The organism is Kutzneria sp. 744, from assembly GCF_000568255.1.
Taxonomy (GTDB): domain Bacteria; phylum Actinomycetota; class Actinomycetes; order Mycobacteriales; family Pseudonocardiaceae; genus Kutzneria.
On sequence record NZ_KK037166.1, the window covers coordinates 2477161 to 2499426 of the forward strand.

A 22266-nucleotide genomic window follows, 5' to 3' on the forward strand; every position below is an offset into this window, starting at 1 on the left:
CCCAGCCCGATCAGCTGCGGGCTCATCGCCGCGATCGGACCGCCGTCGGTGGGGGTCGGCAGCGTGGCGTCCTCCAGCCGGCGGCCGGCCGGGGACACCACAAAAACCATGTAGGCGAGCAGGAACCCGAACACACACCCCGCCGCGGCCAGCAACCTCATGAGATCGACACTGCCCGTGTCCTGTGTGGGAACCGTGCGTGTCACGTCATGGTTTCGCTACGACTTCGACAGCTTCCGCTCAGCGGGAGCACAGCCCGTTCGCACAGTCTGGTGTTCAGCAGCCCGAATTGACCCAGGAGCAGGCCAGATGTCCGAGCCGAAGACCCCAGACGAGCAGCCGACCGAGCAGCACCAGCGGCCCGTGGCCGGCCCCGACGCCCAGCAGGCCCCGGAGCCGGCCGCCGCTGAGCCACAGCCCCAGCCGGCCGCCGAGGAGCCCGAGACGCAGGCCTTCGCGGCGGAACAGCCGCAGGCGTCCTACGCGCCGCCCCAGCCGGGGACGACGCCTCAACCCGGAGCGGTCCCGCCCGGAGCCCCCCAGCCGCAGGTGATCTACGTCCAGCGGCCGCCCGGCAAGTTCGCCAACTTCGCCCGCCACCGCGTCACGCAGGTCGTCGCCGCGCTGGTCGTCGGCCTGATCGTGGGCGGCGGCATCGGCGGCCTCATCGGCGCCGCCCATCACGGCGGCGGCTTCGGGCCAGGCGTGCACCGGCCGTACAACGGCCAGTTCGGCGGCCCCCAGGGCGGCTTCGGCGGGCCGCGCGGCGACCGTGGCCAGAACCAGCAGGGCGGCACCCAGCAGGGCTAGTTACACCTGTTTACTAGCGGGTGGCATCATCGTCGGATGAGCACGAACACAGTCCGCATCGGGGTGCTCGGCGCGGCGCGTATCGCGCCGACCGCCCTGATCGCGCCGGCTCGGGACAACACCGAGGCCGAGGTCGTCGCGGTGGCGGCGCGGGACCGGGGCCGCGCCGCCACCTACGCGGGCAAGCACGGCATTCCCAAGGTGCACGGCAGCTACGACGAGCTGCTGGCCGACCCGGACATCGACGCCGTCTACAACCCGCTGCCCAACGCGCTGCACGCCGAGTGGACGCTCGCGGCACTCGCCGCCGGCAAGCACGTCCTGTGCGAGAAGCCGTTCACCAGCAACGCCAGCGAGGCCACCACCGTCGCCGAAGCGGCGGACGCCAGCGGCCTCGTGGTGATGGAGGCGTTCCACTACCGCTACCACCCGCTGGCCCGCCGCATCGCGGAAATCCTGGCCAGCGGCGAGATCGGCACACTCAAGCACGTTCAGGCGGCGCTGTGTTTCCCGCTGCCGAAGTTCTCCGACATCCGCTACAACCGCGATCTCGCGGGCGGCGCGATGATGGACGCCGGCTGCTACGCGCTGCACATGACGCGGCTGCTGGGCGGTGGCGAGCCGGAGGTCGTCTCGGCCAAGGCCAAGCTGCACAAGCCCGATGTGGACCGGGCGATGACGGCTTCCCTGGTGTTCCCGGGCGGTCACACCGGTTCCGTCACGGCCTCCCTGTGGTCGGCCGACATCCTCAAGATCGCCGCCTCCGCGGTCGGCGACAAGGGCCGGATCGACGTCTTCAACTTCGTCGCCCCGCAGGCCTATCACCGGCTGGCCGTGCGCACGGCCAACGGCAAGCGCGTGGAGCGGCTGTCCAAGCGGCCGTCCTACAGCTATCAGCTGGATGCCTTCTGCGACGCGGTGCTGCGCGGCAGGTCGGTCCTCACACCACCGTCCGATTCGGTCCGGAACATGACCGTGATCGACGAGATCTACCGCAAGGCCGGCCTGTCCCCCAGATAACGCCAGGAAACTCTTGGGTTCAGCACGCCTTCGCCTCAGGTTCCTCATATGTGGCGGCCCCACAGTAGAAGCATGACCGAGACGCCCCGCACCCCTGAGCCCGCCGCCGCCGTCTTCACCGACGACACGCCGACGCCGCCGACCGGCTTCCAGAACCCGCTGTTCATGCCGCCCCCGCCCGAGCCGCCACGCAAGGCCCGCAAGGGAACCGCCGTGCTGGTCGGCGCGGCGGTGCTGGCGGCGGTCGTCGGCGGCGGGGCCGGCGCGTGGATCACCACCGCCACGGCCTCACCGTCCACTGTGGTCAGTTCGGTGAGCGGCAGCACCACCGGCACGACCGCCTCCAACAACACGGCCACCAACGTGAGCACAGTGGCGGCCAACGGACTGCCCGTGGTCGTGCAGATCGCCAACTCCCAGGGCCTCGGCTCCGGCGTCGTCATCAGCTCCGACGGCCTGGTGCTGACCAACAACCACGTCATCGCCGGCGGCGGCCAGTTCACCGTCACCTTCAACGACGGCAGCAAGCACACCGCGACCGTGGTCAGCACGGACCCCTCGACCGACCTCGCGGTGATCAAGGTGCAGGGCGTCAGCGGCCTGAAGACGGCGGTGTTCGGCGACTCCTCGCAGGTGAAGGTGGGCGACCAGGTGGTGGCCATCGGCTCGCCCGAGGGCCTGCAGGGCACCGTCACCTCCGGCGTGGTCAGCGCGCTGAACCGGAACATCACCGCCGGCGAGCAGGACCAGACCCCGTACTCGCAGTCGCAGTCCTCCTCGACCAGCTACAAGGGCATGATCCAGACCGACGCGCCCATCAACCCCGGCAACTCCGGCGGCGCCCTGTTCAACGCCCAGGGCCAGGTCATCGGCATCAACACGGCGATCTACTCGCCGTCCAAGGGCAGCATCGGCATCGGCTTCGCCATCCCGAGCAACTCGGCAAAAACCATTGCCCAACAGCTGGTGGCAAACGGCAATTAGCCACCTTCGCGCCGCCGAGCACCTATGCTCGCTCCGGTGAGCGACGTCGATGCGCTGTCCGACCGGTACGTGGGCCAGCTGGCCGCGACCGATCCGTGCCACGCGGCCATGATGGGGATCGCCGGACACGACGGCGAGCTGACGGATTACGGTCCCGACGGCTTCGCCGCCCGGCACGAGCTGGCCGAACGCACCCTCGCGGAACTGGCCGCCACGCCCGTCAACTCGGACACCGAGCGGCGGGCCGCGGCGGTGCTGCGGGACCGGCTGGACATCGAGCTGGCCCGGTCCGTGGCCGGTTACGTCGACGCCGAGCTGAACTCCGTGGACAGCCCGCCGCAGCGGCTGCGGCAGGCCGTCGAGCTGCTGGACCAGGGCGACCGCACCGTGGTGGCGGACATGCGGTCGCGACTGACCGGCATCCCGGAAGCGCTTTCCGGGCTGCGGGTGTCGCTGGAACGGGGCCGGCAGCAGGGGCGCGTGTCGGCCGTGCGCCAGGTCGTCAACTGCGCCCGGCAGAGCAAGGAGTTCGCCGACTATCTCGGCACGCTGCCGTCGGCCTACCGGGCCGAGACCGAGCGGGCCGGGGCCGCCCTGGTGGACTTCGCGGCCTACCTCACCGAGACCCTCGCCCCCGCCGCGCCGAACCGTGACGCCGTCGGCCGCGAGCGCTATGCCCTGGAGGCACGGAACTTCCTCGGCAGCGAGGTAGATCTTTTGGAGACGTACGAGTGGGGCTGGCAGGAGCTGGCCCGGTTGGAGGCGCAGATGCGCGCCGTCGGCGGTGAGATCCTGCCCGGCGAGCCGCTGACCGCCGTGCTCGCCGCGCTGGACGCCGATCCCGCGCACCGGGTGGCCGGGGCCGAGCAGTTCCGGGTGTGGATCCAGGAGTTGGCCGACAAGGCCATCGCCGATCTCGACGGCACCCACTTCGACATCCCGGAACCGTTGCGGCGCCTGGAATGCCGGGTGCCCGCCTCCAACACTGGCATCTACTACCTCGCCCCGACCGAGGACCTCGGCCGACCCGGCACCGTGTGGTACTCCACCACTGTGGACGAGCCGTCCACCTGGGCCGTGCCGTCCGTGATGTACCACGAGGGCGCGCCCGGGCACCATCTCCAGCTGGGGCTCAACGTCCTCAACACCCATTCCCTCAACCGGTTCCAGCGCCTCAGCGCCGAGCTGCACTCCGGGCACAGCGAGGGGTGGGGCCTCTACGCCGAGCGGCTCATGGACGAGCTCGGCTACTACGAGCTGCCCGCGCACCGCATGGGCATGTTCGCCGGCGGGCAGCAGCTTCGCGCCGCGCGCGTCGTCGTCGACATCGGTCTGCACCTCGAACTGCCCATCCCCGCCGGGGCCGGCTTCCACGACGGCTCGGTGTGGACGCCCGAGCTGGCCTTCGAGTTCGTGCTGGCCCGCTCCGGCTCCATGGGCAGCGCCGAGTTCGCCCGCTTCGAGGTGGATCGCTACCTCGGCTACCCCGGCCAGGCCATCTCGTACAAGGTCGGCGAGCGCGTCTGGCTGGCCGCCCGCGCCGACGCCAAGGCCCGCCAGGGCTCGCGTTTCGACCTGCGCACCTTCCACTCCACCGCCCTCGACCTTGGTCCCATGGGCCTCGACCTGCTGACCTCGGAGCTATCTCGCCTCCTCACGTGATCGGAGCACCGTGAAGATCGTCGTCATCGGCGGCAGTGGCCACATCGGCACCTTTCTCGTGCCCCGGCTGGTCCGCGCCGGCCACGAGGTCGTCAACATCAGCCGCGGCGCCAGCACCGCGTACGTCGACTCGCCGGAATGGCAGCACGTGCGCGCGGTTGTCGCCGACCGGCAGCAGGAGGACTTCGGCGATCGGGTGGCCGAACTGCGGCCCGACGTCGTCGTCGATCTGATCTGCTACACCCTGGAATCGGCGACCGCGCTGGTCGACCGGCTCCGCGGCGAAGTCGGCCACCTGCTGCACTGCGGTTCGATCTGGCGGTACGGCCCGAGCCACAAGCTGCCGATCACCGAGGACGCCGGCACGCCGCCGTTCGGCGACTACGGCATCGCCAAGGACCGCATCGCCCGCATGCTGAAGGCGGAGACCGACCTCGCCACGACTTCCCTGCACCCGGGCCATATCGTCGGTCCCGGCTGGCATCCGGTCGGCCCGCTCGGCAACTTCGACCCCGCCGTCTGGCACACCCTGTCCGCCGGGAAACCCTTGGCGGTGCCGGGAATCGGGGCCGAGCACATGCACCACGTGCACGCCGACGACGTCGCCCAGGCCTTCGAGCTGGCGATCTCGCACCGCGATGCGGCCGCCGGCGAGGACTTCAACGTGGTCGCCCCCACGTCGTTGAACGTCCGCGGCTACGCCGAGATCGCCGCCGGCTGGTTCGGGCAGGCCGCCACCCTGGAGTTCGTGTCCTGGGAGGAATTCCGCCGCTCGACCGACCCCGAGCACGCCGACGTCAGCTGGGGCCACCTGTTCCGCAGCCAGGTGTGCTCCATCGAGAAGGCCACCCGCCTCCTCGGCTACACCCCTCGCTACGAACCGGAGGCGGCCGTGCTGGAGTCCCTCCGCTGGCTCATCGACCACGGCCAGCTCGACGTTCAGCTGAAGTAGGCGCCGGGGGTGGTGCCGGTGACGCGGCGGAAGGCGGCGACGAAGGCGCTGGGCGTGGCGTAGCCGACGCGGCGGGCGGCAGTGGCGACGGGCATGCCGGCGGCGAGCAGCGGCAGGGCGGCCAGGAGCCGGACCTGGGTGCGCCAGGCGCCGAAGGTCATGCCGGTCTCGGCGACGAACGCCCGCGCCAAGGTACGGGCCGAGGCGCCGACGAGGCGACCCCAGGCGGCGAGGTCACGGTCGTCGGCCGGGTCGTCGGTGAGAGTCTGGGCGATGCGCGCCAGCCGAGAAGACACCGTGGGCACGTGGATGGTGGAGACCGGGACGGGCACGAGCAGGTCCCGCAGCACGGCCTCGGCGCGGCGGCGAGGAGCCGTGTCCAGGGTGAGGTCGGCAAGGTAGCGAATGAGCTCGGACAGCAGAGGCCCGACGGCGACCACGGTGGGTTCGCCCCACTGCCGCCCGCCGAAGTACACGCTGTGCATGGAGGAAGTGCTGGCGGCGCCGGTGCGGTGCAGGGTCCCGGCGGGGATCCACAGAGCTCGGCTGGGCGGCAGAACGTAGGTGCCGTCCCCGATCTGCACGGTGAGCATGCCCTCGGCCGCCCACGCGAACTGGTGCTCGGGGTGCAGGTGCCAGTCGAACCACTCCCCCTTGGGCATGGTCACGCTGAGCACCATCAGGGCTTGACCGTTTCGCGACATCGCCTGTCACTCTACGCGGTGGCAGACACCGGACAAGGGTTCTACCGTCGAGGACATGCCGATGAATCGTGTGCACCGGAGGATCTGTTCGTCGGAGGACTGGGCCCGGCAGGTCCGCGAGCAGAAGCTGCCGTGGTCCCTGCGGGACGTCGACCTCGGCGCGAAGCTGCTGGAGATCGGGCCGGGATACGGGGCCACCACGCGGGTTCTGGTGGACATGGCGCCCGATGTCACCGCGGTGGAGGTGGACGAGCACTCCGCGCTCGACCTGCAACGGGAGTTCGCCGGCAAGGCGACGGTCCTGCACGGCGACGGCAGCCGGATGTCGTTGCCGGACAACGACTTCAGCTCGGTCGTCTGCTTCACGATGCTGCACCACGTGCCGACCAGGGCGATGCAGGACGGCATCTTCGCCGAGGCCTTCCGGGTGTTGGAGCCGGGCGGGGTGTTCGCGGGCAGCGACAGCCGGCTGAGCTTCCGGTTCCGGCTGCTGCACATCGGCGACACGATGAACGTCGTGGACCCGGAGGAGTTGCCGGAACGGCTGCGCCGGGCCGGGTTCTCCGACGTCGAGGTCACGCTGCGGGACGGCGCGTTCAAGTTCCGTGCGGCCAAACCGGTCGCGTCGGCGGGTTAGTAAGTTGTAGCGTACTAACGTGCCCCGTGACGAGAACGTCCGCCGGATCCGGTCCAGTGTGGTCCGGCTGTCCCGCCGGCTGCGCGCGGAACGGCCGGCGGACGCGCTGGCCCCGACCAAGATCAGCGTGCTGGCCCAGCTCTGGCGCAACGGCCGGATGTCCGCGGGCGACCTCGCCGACCTGGAACGGGTCCAGCCGCAGTCGCTGACCCGGACCCTGGCCGCGCTGGAGGCGGACGGCCTGATCCTGCGGCGGCCCGACGAGCTGGACCGGCGGCAGGCGGTCATCGGCATCACCGAGAAGGGCCTGACCGCGCTGTCGGAGGACATGCAGGCCCGTGAGCGCTGGCTGGCCAAGGCGATGGACATCCACCTCACGCCGTCCGAACGTCAGCTGCTGGCCGACGCGGCCGAGCTGATGGATCGGCTGGCCGATGACTGACAACTGGATCCGCCGCCTGCTGCCGTTCCTGAAGATCCAGCGCCGCAGCATGGTCATGACGTTCACGGCCGCGCTCGCCGGCGCCGGGCTGGCCGCGGTCACACCGCTGCTGGAGCGGCACATCGTCGACGACGTCATCCTCACCCACAAATCGGCGCTGCTGCCGTGGCTCGGCGCGTTGGTCGCGGTCGGCGTGCTGACCTTCGCCGCGTCCCGGATCCGCCGCTACCGGGCGGCCAAGGTGGTGCTGGAGGTCCAGTACCAGATCCGCAACGCGGTGCACGAACAGTTGCAGCGCCTGGACATCGGCAGCCACCAGGCGATGCCGACCGGCCAGCTGGTGTCCCGCATCTCCACCGACGCCGGCGTGATGGTCCGGGTGCTGTCCTACCTGCCGTCCCTGAGCAGCAACGTGCTGCTGATCGTGGTGTCGCTGGTGGTCATGATCGTGCTGTCGCCGCTGCTGGCGCTGATCAGCGCGCTCGTGGTGCCGGCGCTGGTGATCGTCGTCTACCGGATGCGGCGGCAGGTACGACCGGCCACTTGGGACAGTCAGCAGCGCGGCGCCGAGGTGACGCAGACGGTCACCCAGACCGTGTCCGGCATCCGCGTGGTCAAGGCGTTCGGCCAGGAGGACCACGAGCTGGACCGGTTCGTCGAGGCCAGCCAGAAACTGTTCGGGGCCCGCATCCGGTCGGTGCGGCTGATCGCCAAGTACCAGCCGCTGCTCCAGGCCATCCCTGCCGTCGGCCAGGTGTTGTTGCTGGCGTTGGGCGGCTGGCTGGCCCTGCACGGCAACATCACCGTCGGCACCTTCCTGGCCTTCGCCACCTACCTGTCACAGGTCATCGGCCCGGCGCAGATGTTCGCGGCGATGATCAGCGCCACCCAGCGGGCCGGCATCTCCGCGCGGCGGATCTTCGACCTGCTGGACTCGGTCCCGGCCGTGACGGACAAGCCGGGCGCCTCCCCCATGCCTCCGGTACAGGGCGACATCGCCATCACGGACGCCAGGTTCGGCTACCTCAGCTCGGAACCGGTGCTCGACGGGTTCAGCCTGCACGTTCAGCCCGGCGAAACCGTTGCCCTGGTGGGGACTTCCGGTTCCGGAAAGTCCACGGTGGCCATGCTGCTGGCCCGGTTCCACGACGTGCAGGCCGGCAGCCTCAAGATCGACGGCGTCGACATCCGTGACGTGACAGTGGACTCCCTGCGCAGTCAGGTCGGCATGGTGTTCGAGGAGAGCTTCCTGTTCTCCGAGACGGTTCGGGCCAACATCGGCTACGGCCGCCCGGACGCCACCGACCTGGAGATCGAGGCGGCGGCCCGGTCGGCCGAGGCGCACGAGTTCATCATGGCGCTGCCACAGGGTTACGACACGCAGGTCGGCGAGCGGGGTCTCACGTTGTCGGGCGGTCAGCGGCAACGGATCGCGCTGGCCCGGGCCCTGCTGACCGATCCCAGGATCCTGGTCCTGGACGACGCGACCAGCGCCGTGGACGCCCGGATCGAGGAGGGCATTCACGCCACCCTGCGCCGCGTGATGGTCGACCGCACCACGCTGCTCATCGCCCACCGCCGATCCACCCTGCGGCTGGCCGGCCGGATCGTCGTGGTGGACAAGGGACGCGTTGTCGCGCAAGGCAGTCACGACGAGCTCATGGCGTCCAGTGCGCTGTACCGGCGGCTGCTGGCCGGCGCCGACGAGGATATCGACGTCGAGGTGATCGAGGACGCCCCGGGCGTCACCGAGGAGGCGTGGCAGGCCTCCGATGGCAAACGGAAGCAGCTGGCGATCATGGAGACGCCGGCCGAGATGGCGGCGGGTATTGCGTTGTTGCCTCCGGCCCGTGATCGCGCCGAGGTCGACACCGTAGGCGACGACGGCCCGCACTTCTCCTTCCGTCACTTCGTCTGGCGTCACCGCGCGGCCCTCGGTCTCGGGCTGTTCCTCGTGCTGCTGGACGCTGTCGCGACGGCCGCCGGCCCGTACTTCTCCCGCGAGGGCATCGACAACGGCGTGCTCAACGGTTCATCGGGCGCGTTGTTGTTGTCGGCCTTGCTGTTCCTCGCCGTGGTGCTGGGCGATCTCGGCGTGTCTGTGGCGATGACGCTGGTCAACGGCCGCACCGGCGAGCGTCTGCTGATGGCTCTGAAGGTCCGCGTGTTCAAGCGGCTGCTGAAGCTGCCGGTCTCGTTCTACGACCGGGAGATGATCGGCCAGGTCATGACCCGCATGACCACCGACACGGACTCGTTCTCCTCGCTGCTGCAGAACGGTTTGCTCCAGGCCGCCGCCAGCGTGCTGACGTTCACCGGCGTGCTGGTGGCGATGGGCGTGATGAACCTGGAGCTGACCGGCGTCGCCGCGTTGATCCTCATCCCGTTCGTGCTGGCCACTACGGTGTTCCGCCGCAAGTCCAAGAGCAGCTACGTGCAGGCGCGGGAGAAGATCTCCGACGTCAACGCCGGACTCCAGGAAACCCTGGCCGGGGTGCGGGAATCGCAGGCGTTCGGGCAGCAGGGGCGTCGGCACACCGAGTTCAAGCGGCTCACCCGCGGCTACCTGGACGCCCGGATGAAGTCGCAGCGGCTGATCTCCGCCTACTTCCCGTTCCTGGAGTTCCTGTCCGACCTGGGCGCGGCGCTGGTGCTCGGCGCGGGGTACTTCCTCATCGCCCGCAACGAGTTGACGCCCGGCGAGCTCATCGCGTTCGTGCTGTACCTCGGCTTGTTCTTCGCCCCCGTCCAGCAGCTGTCCGGTGTGTTCGACGACTGGCAGCAGGCGCGGGTGTCGATGACCCGGATCAACGACCTGCTGGCCGAGCCGGATCTCACGCCGACTGCTACCGAACCGGTCCATCCCGGGCGGTTGCGTGGCCGGATCGTGTTGTCGGATGTGTGGTTCCGGTATCCGGGTGTGGACAACGATGTGCTGCGGGGTGTGGACCTCGTGGTGGAGCCGGGAGAAACGGTGGCGCTGATCGGCGAGACCGGGGCCGGGAAGTCCACTGTGGTCAAGATGCTGGCCCGGTTCTACGACCCGGACAAGGGATCCGTGACCGTGGACGGGTTTGATCTGCGTGCGCTGGATCCGTCGGAGTTTCGGCGGCAGCTGGGTTATGTGCCACAGGAGGCGTTTTTGTTCCCCGGCACCATCCGGGACAACATCGCCTACGGCCGGCCGGATGCCACCGATGCGGAGGTGGAGGCGGCGGCGCGGGCCATCGGAGCGCACGAGTTCGTGGCCCGGCTGCCCGGGGGTTACCTGCATGAGATCGGCGAACGGGGTGGGTCGTTGTCGGCCGGGCAGCGTCAGCTGCTGTGCCTGGCCCGCGCCCAGCTCGTCGATCCGGTGCTGTTGCTGTTGGACGAGGCCACCGCGAACCTCGACCTGGCAACGGAATCCGTTGTCTCGGCCGCGATGTCCACGCTGGCCGAGGACCGCACCACCATCCTCGTCGCGCACCGCTTGCAGACCGCTCGCGGCGCCGACCGGATCGTGGTGATGGACGCCGGCCGTGTGGTCGCTGTCGGCACGCATGAGCAGCTGCTCGCCGACAGCGACCACTACGCCCGGCTGTGGCAGGCGTTTGCCCTCACACCAGCGACGCGTCCAGCGTGATCGTGGTGCCGGTCAGTGCCTTGCTGACCGGGCAGGTGTCCTTGGCCGTCTTCGCCAGCTCGGCGAACTTCTCCGGGTCGAGGCCGGGGATCTTGGCGTTCACCGTGACGGCGATGCTGGTGATGGCGAAGCCGCCGGCCGGGTCCGGGCCCAGCGTCACTTCGGCGCTGACGTCAAGGCCTTCGGCGGTGAGACCGGCCGCGCCGAGGACGCCGGAGAGGTTCATCGCCAGGCAGGAGCTGTGCGCCGCGGCGATCAGCTCCTCGGGCGAGGTCTGACCGTCCGGGTTCCCCGTGCGGGTGGGGAAGGAGACGTCGAACTGCCCCGCGTTCGAGGAGTCGAACGTGACGGTCCCTTTGCCGTCCTGAAGTCCGCCTTCCCAGTGGGTGGTGGCGTCGCGGCTGGGCATTGTGGTGCCTCCCTCGGTGGGTGGTTGCTTGGGGTGAAGCGTAGCGCACTCTTTAATCGTGCGCAATGCTTCTGGGATGGGGTGGATGGCACCCATCCCGCCACCCCCCTCCCGCGAGTGCTTCGCCGGTCGATCCATCTCGCCCGCCCTGGTCCGACCTCGCCCCGAGCCCGCCGTATGCCGGACCTAGTCCGGGTCCACTCCGCCTCGTTCGCAGGGGTCAGGCAGGGTTGCCCGCCCTGTAGCGGGCGTCGGTTCTGGTTCCGCCCACCCGAGCGTCGGCTCACGGCCGGTATCCAGTGCTCGCCGGCATGGAAGCCAAGCGGGGCTCATCGGCCGGGGCGGGAAGGGCGCTGTAGCCGACGTCGAGCTCGCCGGACAGGATCAAAGCCCGCTGGGAACGAGGAGCGGCCTCACGGAGCTCGATCCGAACCAGAGGCCGGGCCGAGTGGAAGGCACGGATACGGCCGGCGACCATGCCGCTGAACACGGCGGCGCCGGCTACGCCGATGCGGACGTGGCCGGTGTCGCCACGAAGGGCGGCGCGGCCGGCGGCAGCGGCGCGATCGGCCTGGGCCAACACCTGGCGGGCCTCCACCAGGAAAGCCTGACCGGCGGGAGTCAGGCGGGTCCGGCGGGCGCCGCGATCGAACAACAACCCGCCGAGCTCGTGCTCAAGGTCCCGGATCTGCATGCTCAAAGTGGGCTGCACGACGTGCAGACGCCGTGCGGCCCGGCTGAAGCCGCCCTCCTCGGCGACGGCGACGAAGTACCGCAGGTGTCGAAGCTCCATGACCCATCAGTAGCACTGATGGATGAATCAGGAACAAGTGTTTGAGCCTATCGCTGCCCGGGACGATGGTGGAGGCATGCGGATCGTCACGCTCGAAGAGCATTGGTCGGAGCCGGCGCTGGACACGGCCGGCGGGGCGGCCAGGGCGGAGCTGGTGCCCGGCTACGCGGCGGCCTTCGCGCCAGGGATGCCGTACACGCAGCAGATGGACCTGATGGCCGACATCGGCGCGAGGCGAATCGCCGACATGGACCGCCACGGCATCACGACCCAGGTGTTGTCCTGCCTCAACACCGCCGTGCCGGCGGACGTGGCACCGGCATTGACCAAGGCCGCCAACAACATCGCGGCCGAGGCCATGAAGCAGCACCCGGGCCGGTTCGAGGCCTTCGCGGCGTTGCCGACCGCCGCGCCGGACGAAGCCGCCGATGAACTACGAAGGTGCGTGCGGGAGCTCGGCTTCGTCGGCACGATGATCATGGGACGCACCGACGGCGAGTTCCTGGACCAGCCCCGGTTCGACCCGATCCTGCGCGCTGCCAACGACCTGGACGTGCCGATCTACCTGCACCCGGCCCCGCCGCCACTGGCGGTCAGCGAAGCCAACTACGCCGGGGCGCTCTCCCCCGCCGTCGCCTCCGCGTTCCGGCTGGCCGCATGGGGCTGGCACCAGGAGACGGCCGTGCACTTCATCCACCTGGCCCTGACCGGAGTGCTCGACCGCTACCCGAGCCTCCAGTTCATCCTGGGCCACTGGGGCGAGTTCATCCCGTTCTACCTGGACCGCCTGGACGAGGCCATGCCGCAACGCATGACCGGCCGGGACCGCAGCTTCCGGGAGTACATGCGGGACAACGTGTTCATCACGCCCAGCGGCATGTTCAGCCAGGCCCAGCTGCGTTACTGCGTGGACACGGTCGGCGCGGACCGGATAATCCACGCCGTCGACTTCCCGCTGATCGGCAACGAAGGCGCGGTGTCCTTCCTGACCGACTCACATCTGTCCGAAGTGGACCGAACCAGGATCGCCCACGGCAACGCGGACGAACTGCTGCGCCTGAACTAGAAGATCAGGACCTCGGCCCCCGGGTGCAGCAACGGGAAGACGTCGTCGATGGACGGGTCGGTCAGGCGGACGCAGCCGTTGCTGGCCGGCACGGCCTCCACGGGCTCGCCACCGTGCACGGCGATGCCGGTGGTGGTGATGTAGCTGGGGTGGTAGAGATTGCCGAGCGGCGCGTACTCCATGAAGTTGATCTGGTAGTAGACGTGGAAGTCGCCCAGCGGCGTGACCCGCTCGCCGACGTTGTCGCCGGTGCAGGCGTCGTAGATCTTGGTGACGTGGCCGTCGGTGACGACGTAGGCGACCTGGAGGGCGATGTCGACCTCCAGATGCGTGCCGGGAGTGGCGTGCTGCGGGGTGATCGTCCTGGGCGCCCTCAACGCGGCCGCCGTGGCGTCGTCGACGACGCCGGTGCGGGGCAGGCCCTGAACCTTCTGGAAGGCGATGACGGCGTGCTTGGTCTCGTCGTCGAGCGCGCCGTTGGCCTGCCGGGCCTGGTAGCCCAGCGCGCCGAGCGCCTGCTGGACCTGGAACGTGCTGGGCGGGGCCGGCTTGGGCGTGGTCGTGGTCGTTGTGGGCGACGTCACAGTGGGCGCGGCCGCCGGCAGAGGCGCGGAGCGGGCCTGGCCGCACGCGGCCGCCAGCAGCAGCGCCGAGCCTGTGACCAGCACTTTCACGATACGAGACATCAACACGGACCCCTTGAGCTCACGAACGGCGTCACTGGGGATTGGCACAAGTCTGCGGCAGCGCAACTTCTGCCGCCACTCGCTCGTCGACCACACCGTGGAGGACCTGGAATCGCTGTACCGGGAGCACGTGCACGCCCTGCTCGGGTACGCCGCGCGCCGGCTCGGCGATCCCAACGAGGCCGCGGACGTGATCGCGGCGGTGTTCCTGGCCGTGCTGGAACGACCGGGCGGCTACGACCCGAGCCGCGGCGCGCCGCGGGCCTGGCTCTTCGGCATCGCCGCGCACATGATCGCCTCCCGGGGCCGGCGACGTGGCGCCGAGTATCGGGCGTTGCAACGGGTCTACGGTCAACGCACACTGGCCGCCGACGACTTCGCCGAACTGGAGGCACGAGTGGACGCAGCCAACGCCGCGACCGCCGTGCTGGCCGGACTTGGCGACCTGCCGCCGGCCGAGCGGGAGCTGTTCCTACTGGTCAGCCTGGACGAGCTGACACCGATCGAGGCGGCGGAGGTGCTGGGCATCTCGCCGTCGGCGACCCGCATGCGGGCTCATCCGGGGCGCGTCGCAAGCTGGGGTCGCTGGTGGAGCCCACATGCCCGACCTGACCCCCGTTCGAGCAGCGGATGCTGGCCGGCCTCCGGCAAGGTCGAGCCGCCGAAGCGCCGTCGGCGGTGGCTGCCGGCGGTGGGGACGGCGGCCGTGGCGGCGGCGGTTCTGGTGCTGACCGTGGTGCGGCCGCCGGTCGGGTCGACCGACGCGCCGGTGGCCAGCGCGCCGTCGTCGATCCGCTACCTGCGGTGGATCACCCCGGAGGGCGGAGCGGGGAACCAGCGGACCGACGAGGTGTGGATCGACGACGTGCACCACACCGTGCGGCTCAAATCGCCGGACTTCGACCGGACCTTCACCGACGTGCCGGAGCCGATCGCGCTGAACAGGCCGGGCATGCCGGCGGAGTTCGCCCGGATGTCGCCGGACGTGCTGGTGGCCGATCAGCGCACGGTCGTCGCCGGTCTGCCGCACACGGACGCCGCGCTGGAAGTCGTCGTCGCCGCGGTGGCCAAGGCGAACGGCAAGTACAACGGGGAGGTGCTGGGCGACCTGCTCAGCAAGCCCGGGCTCGGCGCCGACCTGCGCGCGACGGCCGTGCGGGTCCTGTTGTCGCAGCCCGGGGTCGGTCTGCTCGACCCGACCAAGACTCGCGACCTCACCGGCCGGCAGGGCGCGCTGTACGTGCTCAACGTCGGCCCGACGTCGATGCAGCTGATCATCGACGCCGACACGAACACGGTGCTGTCGTTGGACAAGGACACGATCGTCAACCAGTAGCGTTCAAGGTCCACTGCTGGGCGGAGCCGACGGTCAGCTGCACACCGTCCGCTTTGGACGCTGCCGACAATCCCCTGCCCTGGTTGGAGATCACGCCGTTGGCGATGGCCCACTGCTGGCCGGCAGAGCCGTTGCAGGTTCGCTGCACAACGGCGGCAACGGAAGCGTCCAGGCATTTTCCGCTCTGGACGGAGGCGATCGTGCCGTCAGCCCGCACGGTCCAGCGCTGGTTGGTGTCGCCGGTGGTGTGGTACTGGATGATGCCCGCACCGTCCGATGTGGACGCCCCGGCGACGTCGGCGGCAGAGCCGGAGTTGGTGGCCTGGAGAACGTAGTTGTGGCCCGGGACAACGGATGTCGGCTGGCCGAAGGTGAACGTGGTGATGCTGCGGGCCGGCAGCGTGGCGGTCGCGGTGCTGCCACTGACGGAGGGCAGGGCGACCGGGGCGAGGTCCTCGGTGGCCGAGGTGCGATAGGCGCCGGTGGCGGTGAGCTGGCCGTTCGTCGCGCCGAAGTGCAGCGGGAAAGCGGTGTCCGCGGTGTTGTCGTTGATCGCCACCACCGTCCACGTGCCGCCGGACTCGAAGGCCACCGGCCACACGCCCGAGGGCATGCCGCTGATCGGGAACCGCACGGCGTTGGGGCGGACGAACCGGCTGAAGTTGGCCAGCGCCCAGAACCGTTTGGTGACATAGAGGTTCTGGTTGCCGTTGCCGGCGTAGTTCGGGTCGTAGTAGATCAGGCCGTCGTTCCAGCCCTGGCCGTTCTTGGTGGTCGAGCAGCTCGGCGCGGCCACCGGGTCGCAGCCCAACACCGGCGACAGCGCCGTCCACCAGTCGAACTGGGCGTCTCCTGCCTCGGTCAGGTCCTGGTGGATCAGGTCGGCCATGCGCAGGCCGCCGTCGATCGTCGGATCGTAGCCCTGGCCGTAGCCGCCGCCGTTGGAGCAGCAGATCTCCGTGGCCCACAACGGTTTGCCGTAGTTCTTGGCGCTGGCCCGCAACGTGTTCAGGGTGGCGTTGGTCGGGAAGTCGTACGTGTGGTGGGCCAGCGCGACCAGGTAGCGCTGGGTGTTCGCGTCGCCGGCCCAGGCCGGCAGCTCGAAGATGTCCTGCAACGCCCAGCTGGTCTCGTCGGCCAGGACCTGCGCCGGCGAGCCCGCGTTGGTCAGGGCGGCGCCGAGGGCCCGGACGATCGGGCCGCGCTGGCCGGTGCCGACCGACATGCCCTCCTGGCCGCAGTCGCCGAAGCTGTTGTCCGGCTCGTTCATGGGGCTGACCTGCGAGAACGTCACGCCCTGCTGCTGGAAGTGGGTGACGACGTCGGCCAGGAACTGGCCGTACGCGGCCTCGCTGCCGCTCTTGAGGGAGCCGCCGCAGCTCTTGCCGTTCGTCGTCCACACCGGCGGGGCGCTGTTCACGAACGCCTGAAGATCGGGAACGCCGTGCTGGGCCGCCTGCTGCACGAAGGTCGTGCCGCCGGGGTCCTTGGACCAGTCGTAGACGCCGGGGCTGACCAGGACGGTTTGGGGCGCCCGGGGCGGATTCGTCACGCCGACACCGCCGCCGCCCACGTTGTAGCGGTAGACGCTCAGGTCGAGTCCTTCGGATCCGAACAGCAGATCACCGACCCGCTGTTGGACCGCCGGGGCAAAGTTCGCGAGGTCGTTGACCCACCATGCCCCGGACGCGCCGAAGCCCTGGACGGACTGCGCCGGCGTGCCCGACACCTCCGCGGCCGCCTGTGGCGCCGCCACCGCGGGCGCGCCCGCAACCGTCATGACCAGCGCCGTCGCCAGCATCCACGCCCGCATGCCGTTGACGTTAGGGAGTGATCACGGTCGGCGGAAAGAGCCATCCGTTGCCAGTTGACCGCAGGCGCGAACGGAGGAAGCCGGGCCAGAATGGGCCGTATGGACTACGCGATGGGCCGCAACGACCGCGAGACCGAGCGGCTGATGCTCCAGGCCGATATCTACCGCTCGCACAGCCGGCACCTGTTCACGATCGCCGGCATCGAGCCCGGCATGCGAGTCCTCGACGTGGGCTGCGGGGCCCGCGACATCAGCCTACTGATCGCCGACCTGGTCGGTCCGACCGGGGCCGTGGTCGGCGTCGACGCCGACCCGGCGGTGCTGGAGGTCGCCCGGTCGCGGGCGCGAGCTGGTCTAACCCCCCGCGAGTCCCGCTCTCAGACACACCGAAATACGGTTTCGAGCACATCTGAGCCCTGAGTCTCGGATCTGCCGGAAACCGTATTTCGGTGTGACGCTGAGCGGGACTCGCGGGGGTCAGGCGGCGGCCGGGGCCGGGACCGGTTCGGGGGCCGGTTTGGTGAAGGGAATGCGGGCGCGGCCGATGAGGACCTTGGCCAGCGGGGTGTGGATGACGATCTCCACAAAGATCAGCGAGGTGACCACGGCGAAGACGTAGGCCGACGCGGTCAGCGGCAGGCCCTGGGGGATGTGGTTGGGGAACCACATGTCGAACTCGTTGAGGAACACCCACAGCATGGCCGGGTGCACGAGGAACACGCCGAAGGAGCGCTGCGAGGCGGCGGCGACGATGCGCTGCCAGCGGGACCCGGTCTCCTGCTTGGCGGCCCAGCGCGAGCCGACCAGGTACAGGGCCAGCACGACGAAGCCGTACCAGGGCAGCATCTCGGGCTGGAGCACGCCGGTGGCGTCGCCGGGGGTGTGGCCGTAGGCGATGTTGACGCCGTACCAGGCCAGGGCGAAGGCGGCGGACAGGCCGAGGCCCCACCAGATGAGCCGGGAGTGGGCGGTGATCCACGCCTGGAAGGCCTCGTAGTGGAACGCGGCGATGCAGCCGGCGATCAGGAAGAACTGGTACGTGAACACGATGGTGCCGTCGTTGGACCACAGCTCGCCGAGCAGCGAGTCCGGGTCGGACGGGGCGGGCAGGTAGGTCTCGGCGAACGACAGCGCCACCTGCAGCACCAGGGAGCCGACGAGGATCTTCTTGTGGTGCCGGACGGTCGCCTTGAGCACGGCCAGCACCAGCGGGAACAGGATGTAGAACTGGAGGGACACCAGCAGGAAGTACAGGTGGTACCAGCCGATCCCCTTGTAGATGCAGCCCCACAGGTAGTCGAGGAACTCGCCGACCGGCAGCGCGGGCATGCCGACCTGCTGGATGATCCCGAAGTAGAACGCGGTCCAGATCAGGTACGGGATGCCGACCAGCGACATCCGCCGTCGCCAGAAGTTGCCGGCGGCCAGCGGGCGCCTGCGGTAGGTGTAGACGAGCACGAAACCGGTCAGGAAGAAGAAAACGGACCGGGTGAAGTGCAGCAGGGTCAGCGCGCCGTAGGCGGTGACGTTGGCCCCGTCGTTGGTGTACGTGATGACGTGCACGGCGATCACGCTGGCGAAGGTCAGCACTCGGACCAGGTCCACCTGGTTGAGGTGTCCCTTGCCCGCCTTCGCCTTGGCGGTGGCCGCCGGCGCGGCGGGGAGCATCTGGACGCTCATCGGGCGTGTCCTCCCTCATCCATCTCGTGATCGGTGACTAGCTAACAACCTCGACCTGAGAGTGGATTAAGGATGGGCGTTTCGTTGCCTGTCGATAACCTTCCGACGGCCCGGCAAGCTCTCCCATGATCCGCGCATGTCCCTTCCGACCAGGGGATTCACCTCCGACCCTTGGCACTGGGCCGGACAGGTGACCTTCAGCATCTCGACAGGTGACGCCCAGGCTTCCCGGTGGAGATCACGCCGCTGGCCGAGCGTCGGTTCACCGTAGCGAACGGGATCACCGACACGACCGGGTGACCAGGGCCGCCGCGTAAGCGTGCAGCCCGAGGCCCTGACCCCAAGGCTGAATGCGGTCGTCACGAATGACGGAGTACCCGAACGGCACCAGTTGTAACACCGTTCCCGCGCTGGACCTGGTGACCGTTCCGTTCTCCGTCACGTGTGGATGCAGGCCGCCCAGGGCCCGCCATCCCGCTGACCTCAACACTTCAGCAGAAACAACGTTCAAAGCGGCGGCCCGGAACAGCGCGGCGGCGATGCCGGCTGTGGCCGAGGTCTCGATGATGCCGCGTGTCTCCGGGTAGCCGTCGACCAGAACGTCCCAGACGCCATGGGAGGGCTGGGTCGCCATCAGCCCGGTCAGCTGCGCGGCCAGGCGTTCACGGACGTGACCGAGGCTCGGGTCGGCTTCGAGGATTTCGACGCCGGCCAGGGCCAGCCAAGCGTTGGCGCGGCCCCAGAAGCACCGGATGGTCTCGCCACGATGCGAGCCGTGGGCGAACAGGCCGCTGGCCGGATCGCCGAGCACCTCGGCATGCAGCGTCCACTGCCGGGCGGCCTCGGTGACGAGCGCCGGTCGGTCCAGGGCGCGTCCGCAGTGCACGAGGAAAACCCCGGCCATGAAGGCGGTGTCGGCCCACACCCCGCCGGGCCAGTGCTCCAACGGCCCGGAATCGGTGCGTGCGGCCAGCCAGTCCAGCAGCCGCACGCAGCCGTCGCGGTAGCGGCGATCACCGGTTTCGCGGTACAGCCAGGCACAAGCGGCGCCGGGAATGAGCGAGTTGACATGATCGGGCTCGATGCCGGCGGCCAGGTGGCGATCGACAAAATCGATCACGAAGTGCGGCACGGGATCCCCCGTCGCCTCGGCCAGGCGAAGCAGGCCGAGCAGCACCACGCCCTCGCCCCAGAACCACCGTGACAGGCCCATGTCCGAGGCCCGGGCCGCGATCCGCCGACCGGTGTCGGCCAACACGTCAACTGTCAACAGCGCGGGGTCGACCGGCGGCAGCGGGGGTTGCGCGTACAGGGACGAACTCGGGTCCAGTCCGGTCACGGTCCCTCCCAGTCCAGGGTGTGCTCGCGGTATCTCACGCCGCCGGACCAGAATTCCGGCTCGGCCGGGTCGGGGTCGCCGACCACGCACACCCACGCCGTGCCGGGACCGTTGGGCCGCAGCTCCTGATACGCATCCGCACCCACGGTGACGATCCTGGCCCCGCCTTCGCAGGCCAGGGCCACGATACCGTCGCCGCGACGGCCGATCGTCCATACCCCGCGCTGCTCCCACGAGTCCAAGGTGGACAACGGGAACCAGGCGTGGGTGTAGCCCATCGGGTCGTCCGGCGGGATCCGGTACAGCGCCAGCACGACGTCACGGAACTGCCTGGCCCGGGGCAGGATCCGGTTGCCGGCCCAGGCGTTGGGCCGGGCCGAGGAGCTGGTCGAGGAGTTGGGCGCGTGGGTGACGTAGACCTGCGTCTCCGGCCCGAGCGTCGCGCCCCAGACGTGCTCCTGCAATCCGGGCAGCCCCGGCCGGTAATCCTCCACAGTGGACAGCATCACGTCCGGCGTCTTGTACACCACGATGTCCGAGTGGTACGGCCGCGAGAGCAGGTCGTGCTCGAAGCGGTACTCCCCTTCCGAGCTGATCCGCAGCAGGTCACGAGACGCCGGGGCCGCCGGAATCCGGTACGTCACCGCCGCGGCCAGAGCCGTCGCCGGCAGGACGGCGGCGTTCAGGGCGCCGACGCCGTAGCAGAGCCACAGGATCGGCGCGGTCTCCTCGAACCGCGACGACCGCACGGTGTTGACGTACGACCGCCCGTGCGCGGCCCCGTTGATGCCCCGCCAGGACGTCATGTGCAGCCCGGTCAGGATCCGATCCAGCAGCGTCCGGGCGGCCTCGACCAGCGAGGAATCCGAGGCGAACTCCACAATGGACACCAGCGCGAGCGCGTCGATGGCCAGGTAGGCGTTGGAGTTGAACTCGCTGAACCCGCCGGCCAGCCGCCGTCGGATCCACTCGGCCGCCAGCTCTCCGCCGTGCGCCGCGTGCGCCGCGCCCCGCCATCCCGTGTTGCCGAAGACAGAGTCCCCGAACAGCTCCCCGGTCAGCAGCTCGGCGGTGTGCCACACCAGCTGGTGGTTCTCGGTGAAGTAGCACATGGCGTCCAGACCGGGCTGGTCGATCCAGTACTTGAAGCCCAGCAGCGCGGCCCGGACCTCGTCCCGCAGCCCCGGATCCCAGTCCTCGGCGCCTATCCGGTGCAGCAACGTCACCAGGCCGACGGCCTCGAAGTCGGCGCAGTCGGCCCGGCCGCCGATCATCCACAGCGACCGCGCCAAAGCCGCCCCAGACACGTATCCCGAGGCCAGCGCGGTCGCCACGCTCGGCGTCGTCGACCGCACGTGGGCCAGCAGCTCCGATCGCCACTGTTCCGGCGGGCCAACGGGTTCGCCCCGATACGACGAGGGCAGCACCGCGACCGGGAACTCCCGGAACACGGGCGAACCGTCCACCGACACCCGCAGCGTGACCTCGCCGCTGGCCAGCATCGACGCCGACCCGACCGCCCCCTCGGCGTCCGAGTCCAGCCGCACGGTCGCCCGGCCGTCGACCAACGTCACCAGCTCGCGGCCGACCCGCAACGAAGCCCCGGCCGGCCCGGTCAGCTCGACGGAACCGTTGACGGTGCCCCACGTCGGCGTGCCGACCGCGGCCAGGATCCGCTCCGCCGCGGCCGAGGCCCGCTCGTCCGCCCCGGGACTGGGAATCACCACCCGCACCGGCAGCCCGTCGACCCGCAGCCGCACCACCTGGCGGCACTCCCGGAAACCGACCTGCCACGACGTGATCACGACCTGCGACACCCCGGACGGCAGCCACACCCGGATCGTGTGCTCGGCCGGCTCCATGTAGGTGACGGTGTCGGCGTGCAGAAGGAGTTCACCGTTGACATGCACCAGAACCGGGCCGGTGCTGGCCACCCGCAGCGTCCGCCACTCGGCCTGGTCGACCTCCAACGCGGTGCCGGCGACGGCGGTGCGATACGTCGGCGTGAAGCAGAATTCGCTCCAATCGACCAAACCGTCCGCACCGGTATGAATACGGCGAAAGTCGGGCCCATCAACGACTTCCGGCACCGGCCGGTCGACCGGCAGCGGCCGGGCGAGATAGAGCCGGCGCTTGAGCGGGGTGACGTCCGGGCCGTTCGTGAGGACCCATCGGCCGTCGGGTCCCCACGGCGAACCCGTGGCCTCCAGACCGAGATCCGAGTCGGGCACAGGTGCGGCGATCACGGGCCGCACCACCCAATCCCGTACCGAACCGGTTACCGACAGTCGATGAGTGGTGCGTCCAT

The 22266-nt window shown here is 69.8% G+C and carries 19 protein-coding genes; 11 read left to right on the forward strand and 8 right to left on the reverse strand.

Translation table 11 applies throughout. From position 1 onward, the window contains the following. Window positions 1-309 precede the first annotated feature (309 nt). The 5 genes from KUTG_RS53235 to KUTG_RS10935 all read left to right on the forward strand — a co-directional run bounded on the left by KUTG_RS53235 (window position 310) and on the right by KUTG_RS10935 (window position 5428). Window positions 310-810, forward strand: a complete 501-nt coding sequence (locus KUTG_RS53235) for a hypothetical protein (protein WP_052394314.1) — start codon at window positions 310-312, stop codon at window positions 808-810. 36 nt (window positions 811-846) lie between these two features. Then, entirely contained in the window at window positions 847-1830 is a 984-nt protein-coding gene (locus tag KUTG_RS10920; protein ID WP_043716659.1) for a Gfo/Idh/MocA family protein, read from the forward strand. Window positions 1831-1902: 72 nt separating this feature from the next. Continuing rightward, complete coding sequence (locus KUTG_RS10925) at window positions 1903-2814, forward strand: S1C family serine protease (RefSeq protein WP_063753506.1); 912 nt, start codon at window positions 1903-1905, stop codon at window positions 2812-2814. A gap of 36 nt (window positions 2815-2850) precedes the next feature. Next, a complete protein-coding gene (locus KUTG_RS10930) occupies window positions 2851-4476 on the forward strand; it encodes a DUF885 domain-containing protein (protein WP_157494454.1) in 1626 nt (541 codons plus the stop codon). A 10-nt stretch (window positions 4477-4486) separates the two neighbouring features. Continuing rightward, entirely contained in the window at window positions 4487-5428 is a 942-nt protein-coding gene (locus KUTG_RS10935; protein WP_043716663.1) for an NAD-dependent epimerase/dehydratase family protein, read from the forward strand. Here KUTG_RS10935 and KUTG_RS10940 read toward each other — a convergent pair. Then, the gene (locus KUTG_RS10940; protein ID WP_043716665.1) at window positions 5416-6132 is read right to left on the reverse strand and encodes an AraC family transcriptional regulator; all 717 of its coding nucleotides are present in this window, start codon (window positions 6130-6132) and stop codon (window positions 5416-5418) included. The genes KUTG_RS10935 and KUTG_RS10940 overlap by 13 nt on opposite strands. Before the next feature lie 55 nt (window positions 6133-6187). On the opposite strand from KUTG_RS10940, the gene KUTG_RS10945 reads away from it, so the two are divergent. Genes KUTG_RS10945 through KUTG_RS10955 form a run of 3 tightly spaced genes read left to right on the forward strand, consistent with a single transcriptional unit; the run spans window position 6188 to window position 10836 of the window. Next, on the forward strand, window positions 6188-6769 hold the full coding sequence (locus KUTG_RS10945) for a class I SAM-dependent methyltransferase (RefSeq protein WP_043716666.1): 582 nt from the start codon (window positions 6188-6190) through the stop codon (window positions 6767-6769). A gap of 19 nt (window positions 6770-6788) precedes the next feature. Then, a complete protein-coding gene (locus KUTG_RS10950; protein ID WP_043716668.1) occupies window positions 6789-7211 on the forward strand; it encodes a MarR family winged helix-turn-helix transcriptional regulator in 423 nt (140 codons plus the stop codon). Continuing rightward, window positions 7204-10836, forward strand: a complete 3633-nt coding sequence (locus tag KUTG_RS10955; RefSeq protein WP_052394315.1) for an ABC transporter ATP-binding protein — start codon at window positions 7204-7206, stop codon at window positions 10834-10836. The genes KUTG_RS10950 and KUTG_RS10955 overlap by 8 nt, the downstream gene beginning before the upstream one ends. On the opposite strand, the gene KUTG_RS10960 is transcribed toward KUTG_RS10955, so the two are convergent. Further along, a complete protein-coding gene (locus tag KUTG_RS10960) occupies window positions 10811-11245 on the reverse strand; it encodes an OsmC family protein (protein WP_043716669.1) in 435 nt (144 codons plus the stop codon). The genes KUTG_RS10955 and KUTG_RS10960 overlap by 26 nt on opposite strands. A 283-nt stretch (window positions 11246-11528) precedes the next feature. Then, window positions 11529-12038: a LysR family transcriptional regulator gene (locus KUTG_RS10965; protein ID WP_232240748.1), complete on the reverse strand. Its 510-nt coding sequence runs from the start codon at window positions 12036-12038 to the stop codon at window positions 11529-11531. 76 nt (window positions 12039-12114) lie between these two features. Here KUTG_RS10965 and KUTG_RS10970 point away from each other — a divergent pair, with 76 nt between their 5' ends. After that, on the forward strand, window positions 12115-13104 hold the full coding sequence (locus tag KUTG_RS10970; protein ID WP_043716671.1) for an amidohydrolase family protein: 990 nt from the start codon (window positions 12115-12117) through the stop codon (window positions 13102-13104). Here the strand turns inward: KUTG_RS10970 and KUTG_RS58290 are convergent. Beyond that, on the reverse strand, window positions 13101-13790 hold the full coding sequence (locus tag KUTG_RS58290) for a L,D-transpeptidase family protein (protein ID WP_157494455.1): 690 nt from the start codon (window positions 13788-13790) through the stop codon (window positions 13101-13103). The two genes, KUTG_RS10970 and KUTG_RS58290, sit on opposite strands and share 4 nt — an antisense overlap. Window positions 13791-13803: 13 nt before the next feature. Here KUTG_RS58290 and KUTG_RS53240 point away from each other — a divergent pair, with 13 nt between their 5' ends. Continuing rightward, window positions 13804-15126, forward strand: a complete 1323-nt coding sequence (locus KUTG_RS53240; protein WP_198047091.1) for an RNA polymerase sigma factor — start codon at window positions 13804-13806, stop codon at window positions 15124-15126. On the opposite strand, the gene KUTG_RS10985 is transcribed toward KUTG_RS53240, so the two are convergent. Further along, window positions 15116-16939, reverse strand: coding sequence for a glycoside hydrolase (locus tag KUTG_RS10985; protein ID WP_052394318.1), 1824 nt, complete (start codon window positions 16937-16939; stop codon window positions 15116-15118). The two genes, KUTG_RS53240 and KUTG_RS10985, sit on opposite strands and share 11 nt — an antisense overlap. 99 nt (window positions 16940-17038) lie before the next feature. Here KUTG_RS10985 and KUTG_RS10990 point away from each other — a divergent pair, with 99 nt between their 5' ends. Next, on the forward strand, window positions 17039-17359 hold the full coding sequence (locus tag KUTG_RS10990) for a methyltransferase domain-containing protein (RefSeq protein ID WP_232240749.1): 321 nt from the start codon (window positions 17039-17041) through the stop codon (window positions 17357-17359). A gap of 57 nt (window positions 17360-17416) precedes the next feature. Here KUTG_RS10990 and KUTG_RS10995 read toward each other — a convergent pair whose 3' ends face one another. From KUTG_RS10995 to KUTG_RS11005, 3 genes are all read right to left on the reverse strand, one after another. Beyond that, on the reverse strand, window positions 17417-18619 hold the full coding sequence (locus tag KUTG_RS10995) for an acyltransferase (protein ID WP_043716675.1): 1203 nt from the start codon (window positions 18617-18619) through the stop codon (window positions 17417-17419). 280 nt (window positions 18620-18899) lie between these two features. Further along, window positions 18900-19958: a glycoside hydrolase family 88 protein gene (locus KUTG_RS11000; protein ID WP_043716677.1), complete on the reverse strand. Its 1059-nt coding sequence runs from the start codon at window positions 19956-19958 to the stop codon at window positions 18900-18902. Then, a complete protein-coding gene (locus KUTG_RS11005) occupies window positions 19955-22204 on the reverse strand; it encodes a hypothetical protein (RefSeq protein ID WP_157494456.1) in 2250 nt (749 codons plus the stop codon). Before KUTG_RS11005 ends, KUTG_RS11000 begins: the two co-directional genes overlap by 4 nt. Between the last annotated feature and the right edge of the window lie 62 nt (window positions 22205-22266).

Coding starts and splice junctions, on each gene's coding strand:
- KUTG_RS53235 (WP_052394314.1), top strand. CDS start 310: ATGTCCGAGCCGAAGACCCCAGACGAGCAGCCGACCGAGCAGCACCAG.
- KUTG_RS10920 (WP_043716659.1), top strand. CDS start 847: ATGAGCACGAACACAGTCCGCATCGGGGTGCTCGGCGCGGCGCGTATC.
- KUTG_RS10925 (WP_063753506.1), top strand. CDS start 1,903: ATGACCGAGACGCCCCGCACCCCTGAGCCCGCCGCCGCCGTCTTCACC.
- KUTG_RS10940 (WP_043716665.1), bottom strand. CDS start 6,132: ATGTCGCGAAACGGTCAAGCCCTGATGGTGCTCAGCGTGACCATGCCC.
- KUTG_RS10945 (WP_043716666.1), top strand. CDS start 6,188: ATGCCGATGAATCGTGTGCACCGGAGGATCTGTTCGTCGGAGGACTGG.
- KUTG_RS10955 (WP_052394315.1), top strand. CDS start 7,204: ATGACTGACAACTGGATCCGCCGCCTGCTGCCGTTCCTGAAGATCCAG.
- KUTG_RS10960 (WP_043716669.1), bottom strand. CDS start 11,245: ATGCCCAGCCGCGACGCCACCACCCACTGGGAAGGCGGACTTCAGGAC.
- KUTG_RS10965 (WP_232240748.1), bottom strand. CDS start 12,038: ATGGAGCTTCGACACCTGCGGTACTTCGTCGCCGTCGCCGAGGAGGGC.
- KUTG_RS10970 (WP_043716671.1), top strand. CDS start 12,115: ATGCGGATCGTCACGCTCGAAGAGCATTGGTCGGAGCCGGCGCTGGAC.
- KUTG_RS58290 (WP_157494455.1), bottom strand. CDS start 13,790: ATGTCTCGTATCGTGAAAGTGCTGGTCACAGGCTCGGCGCTGCTGCTG.
- KUTG_RS10985 (WP_052394318.1), bottom strand. CDS start 16,939: ATGCGGGCGTGGATGCTGGCGACGGCGCTGGTCATGACGGTTGCGGGC.
- KUTG_RS10990 (WP_232240749.1), top strand. CDS start 17,039: ATGGACTACGCGATGGGCCGCAACGACCGCGAGACCGAGCGGCTGATG.
- KUTG_RS10995 (WP_043716675.1), bottom strand. CDS start 18,619: ATGAGCGTCCAGATGCTCCCCGCCGCGCCGGCGGCCACCGCCAAGGCG.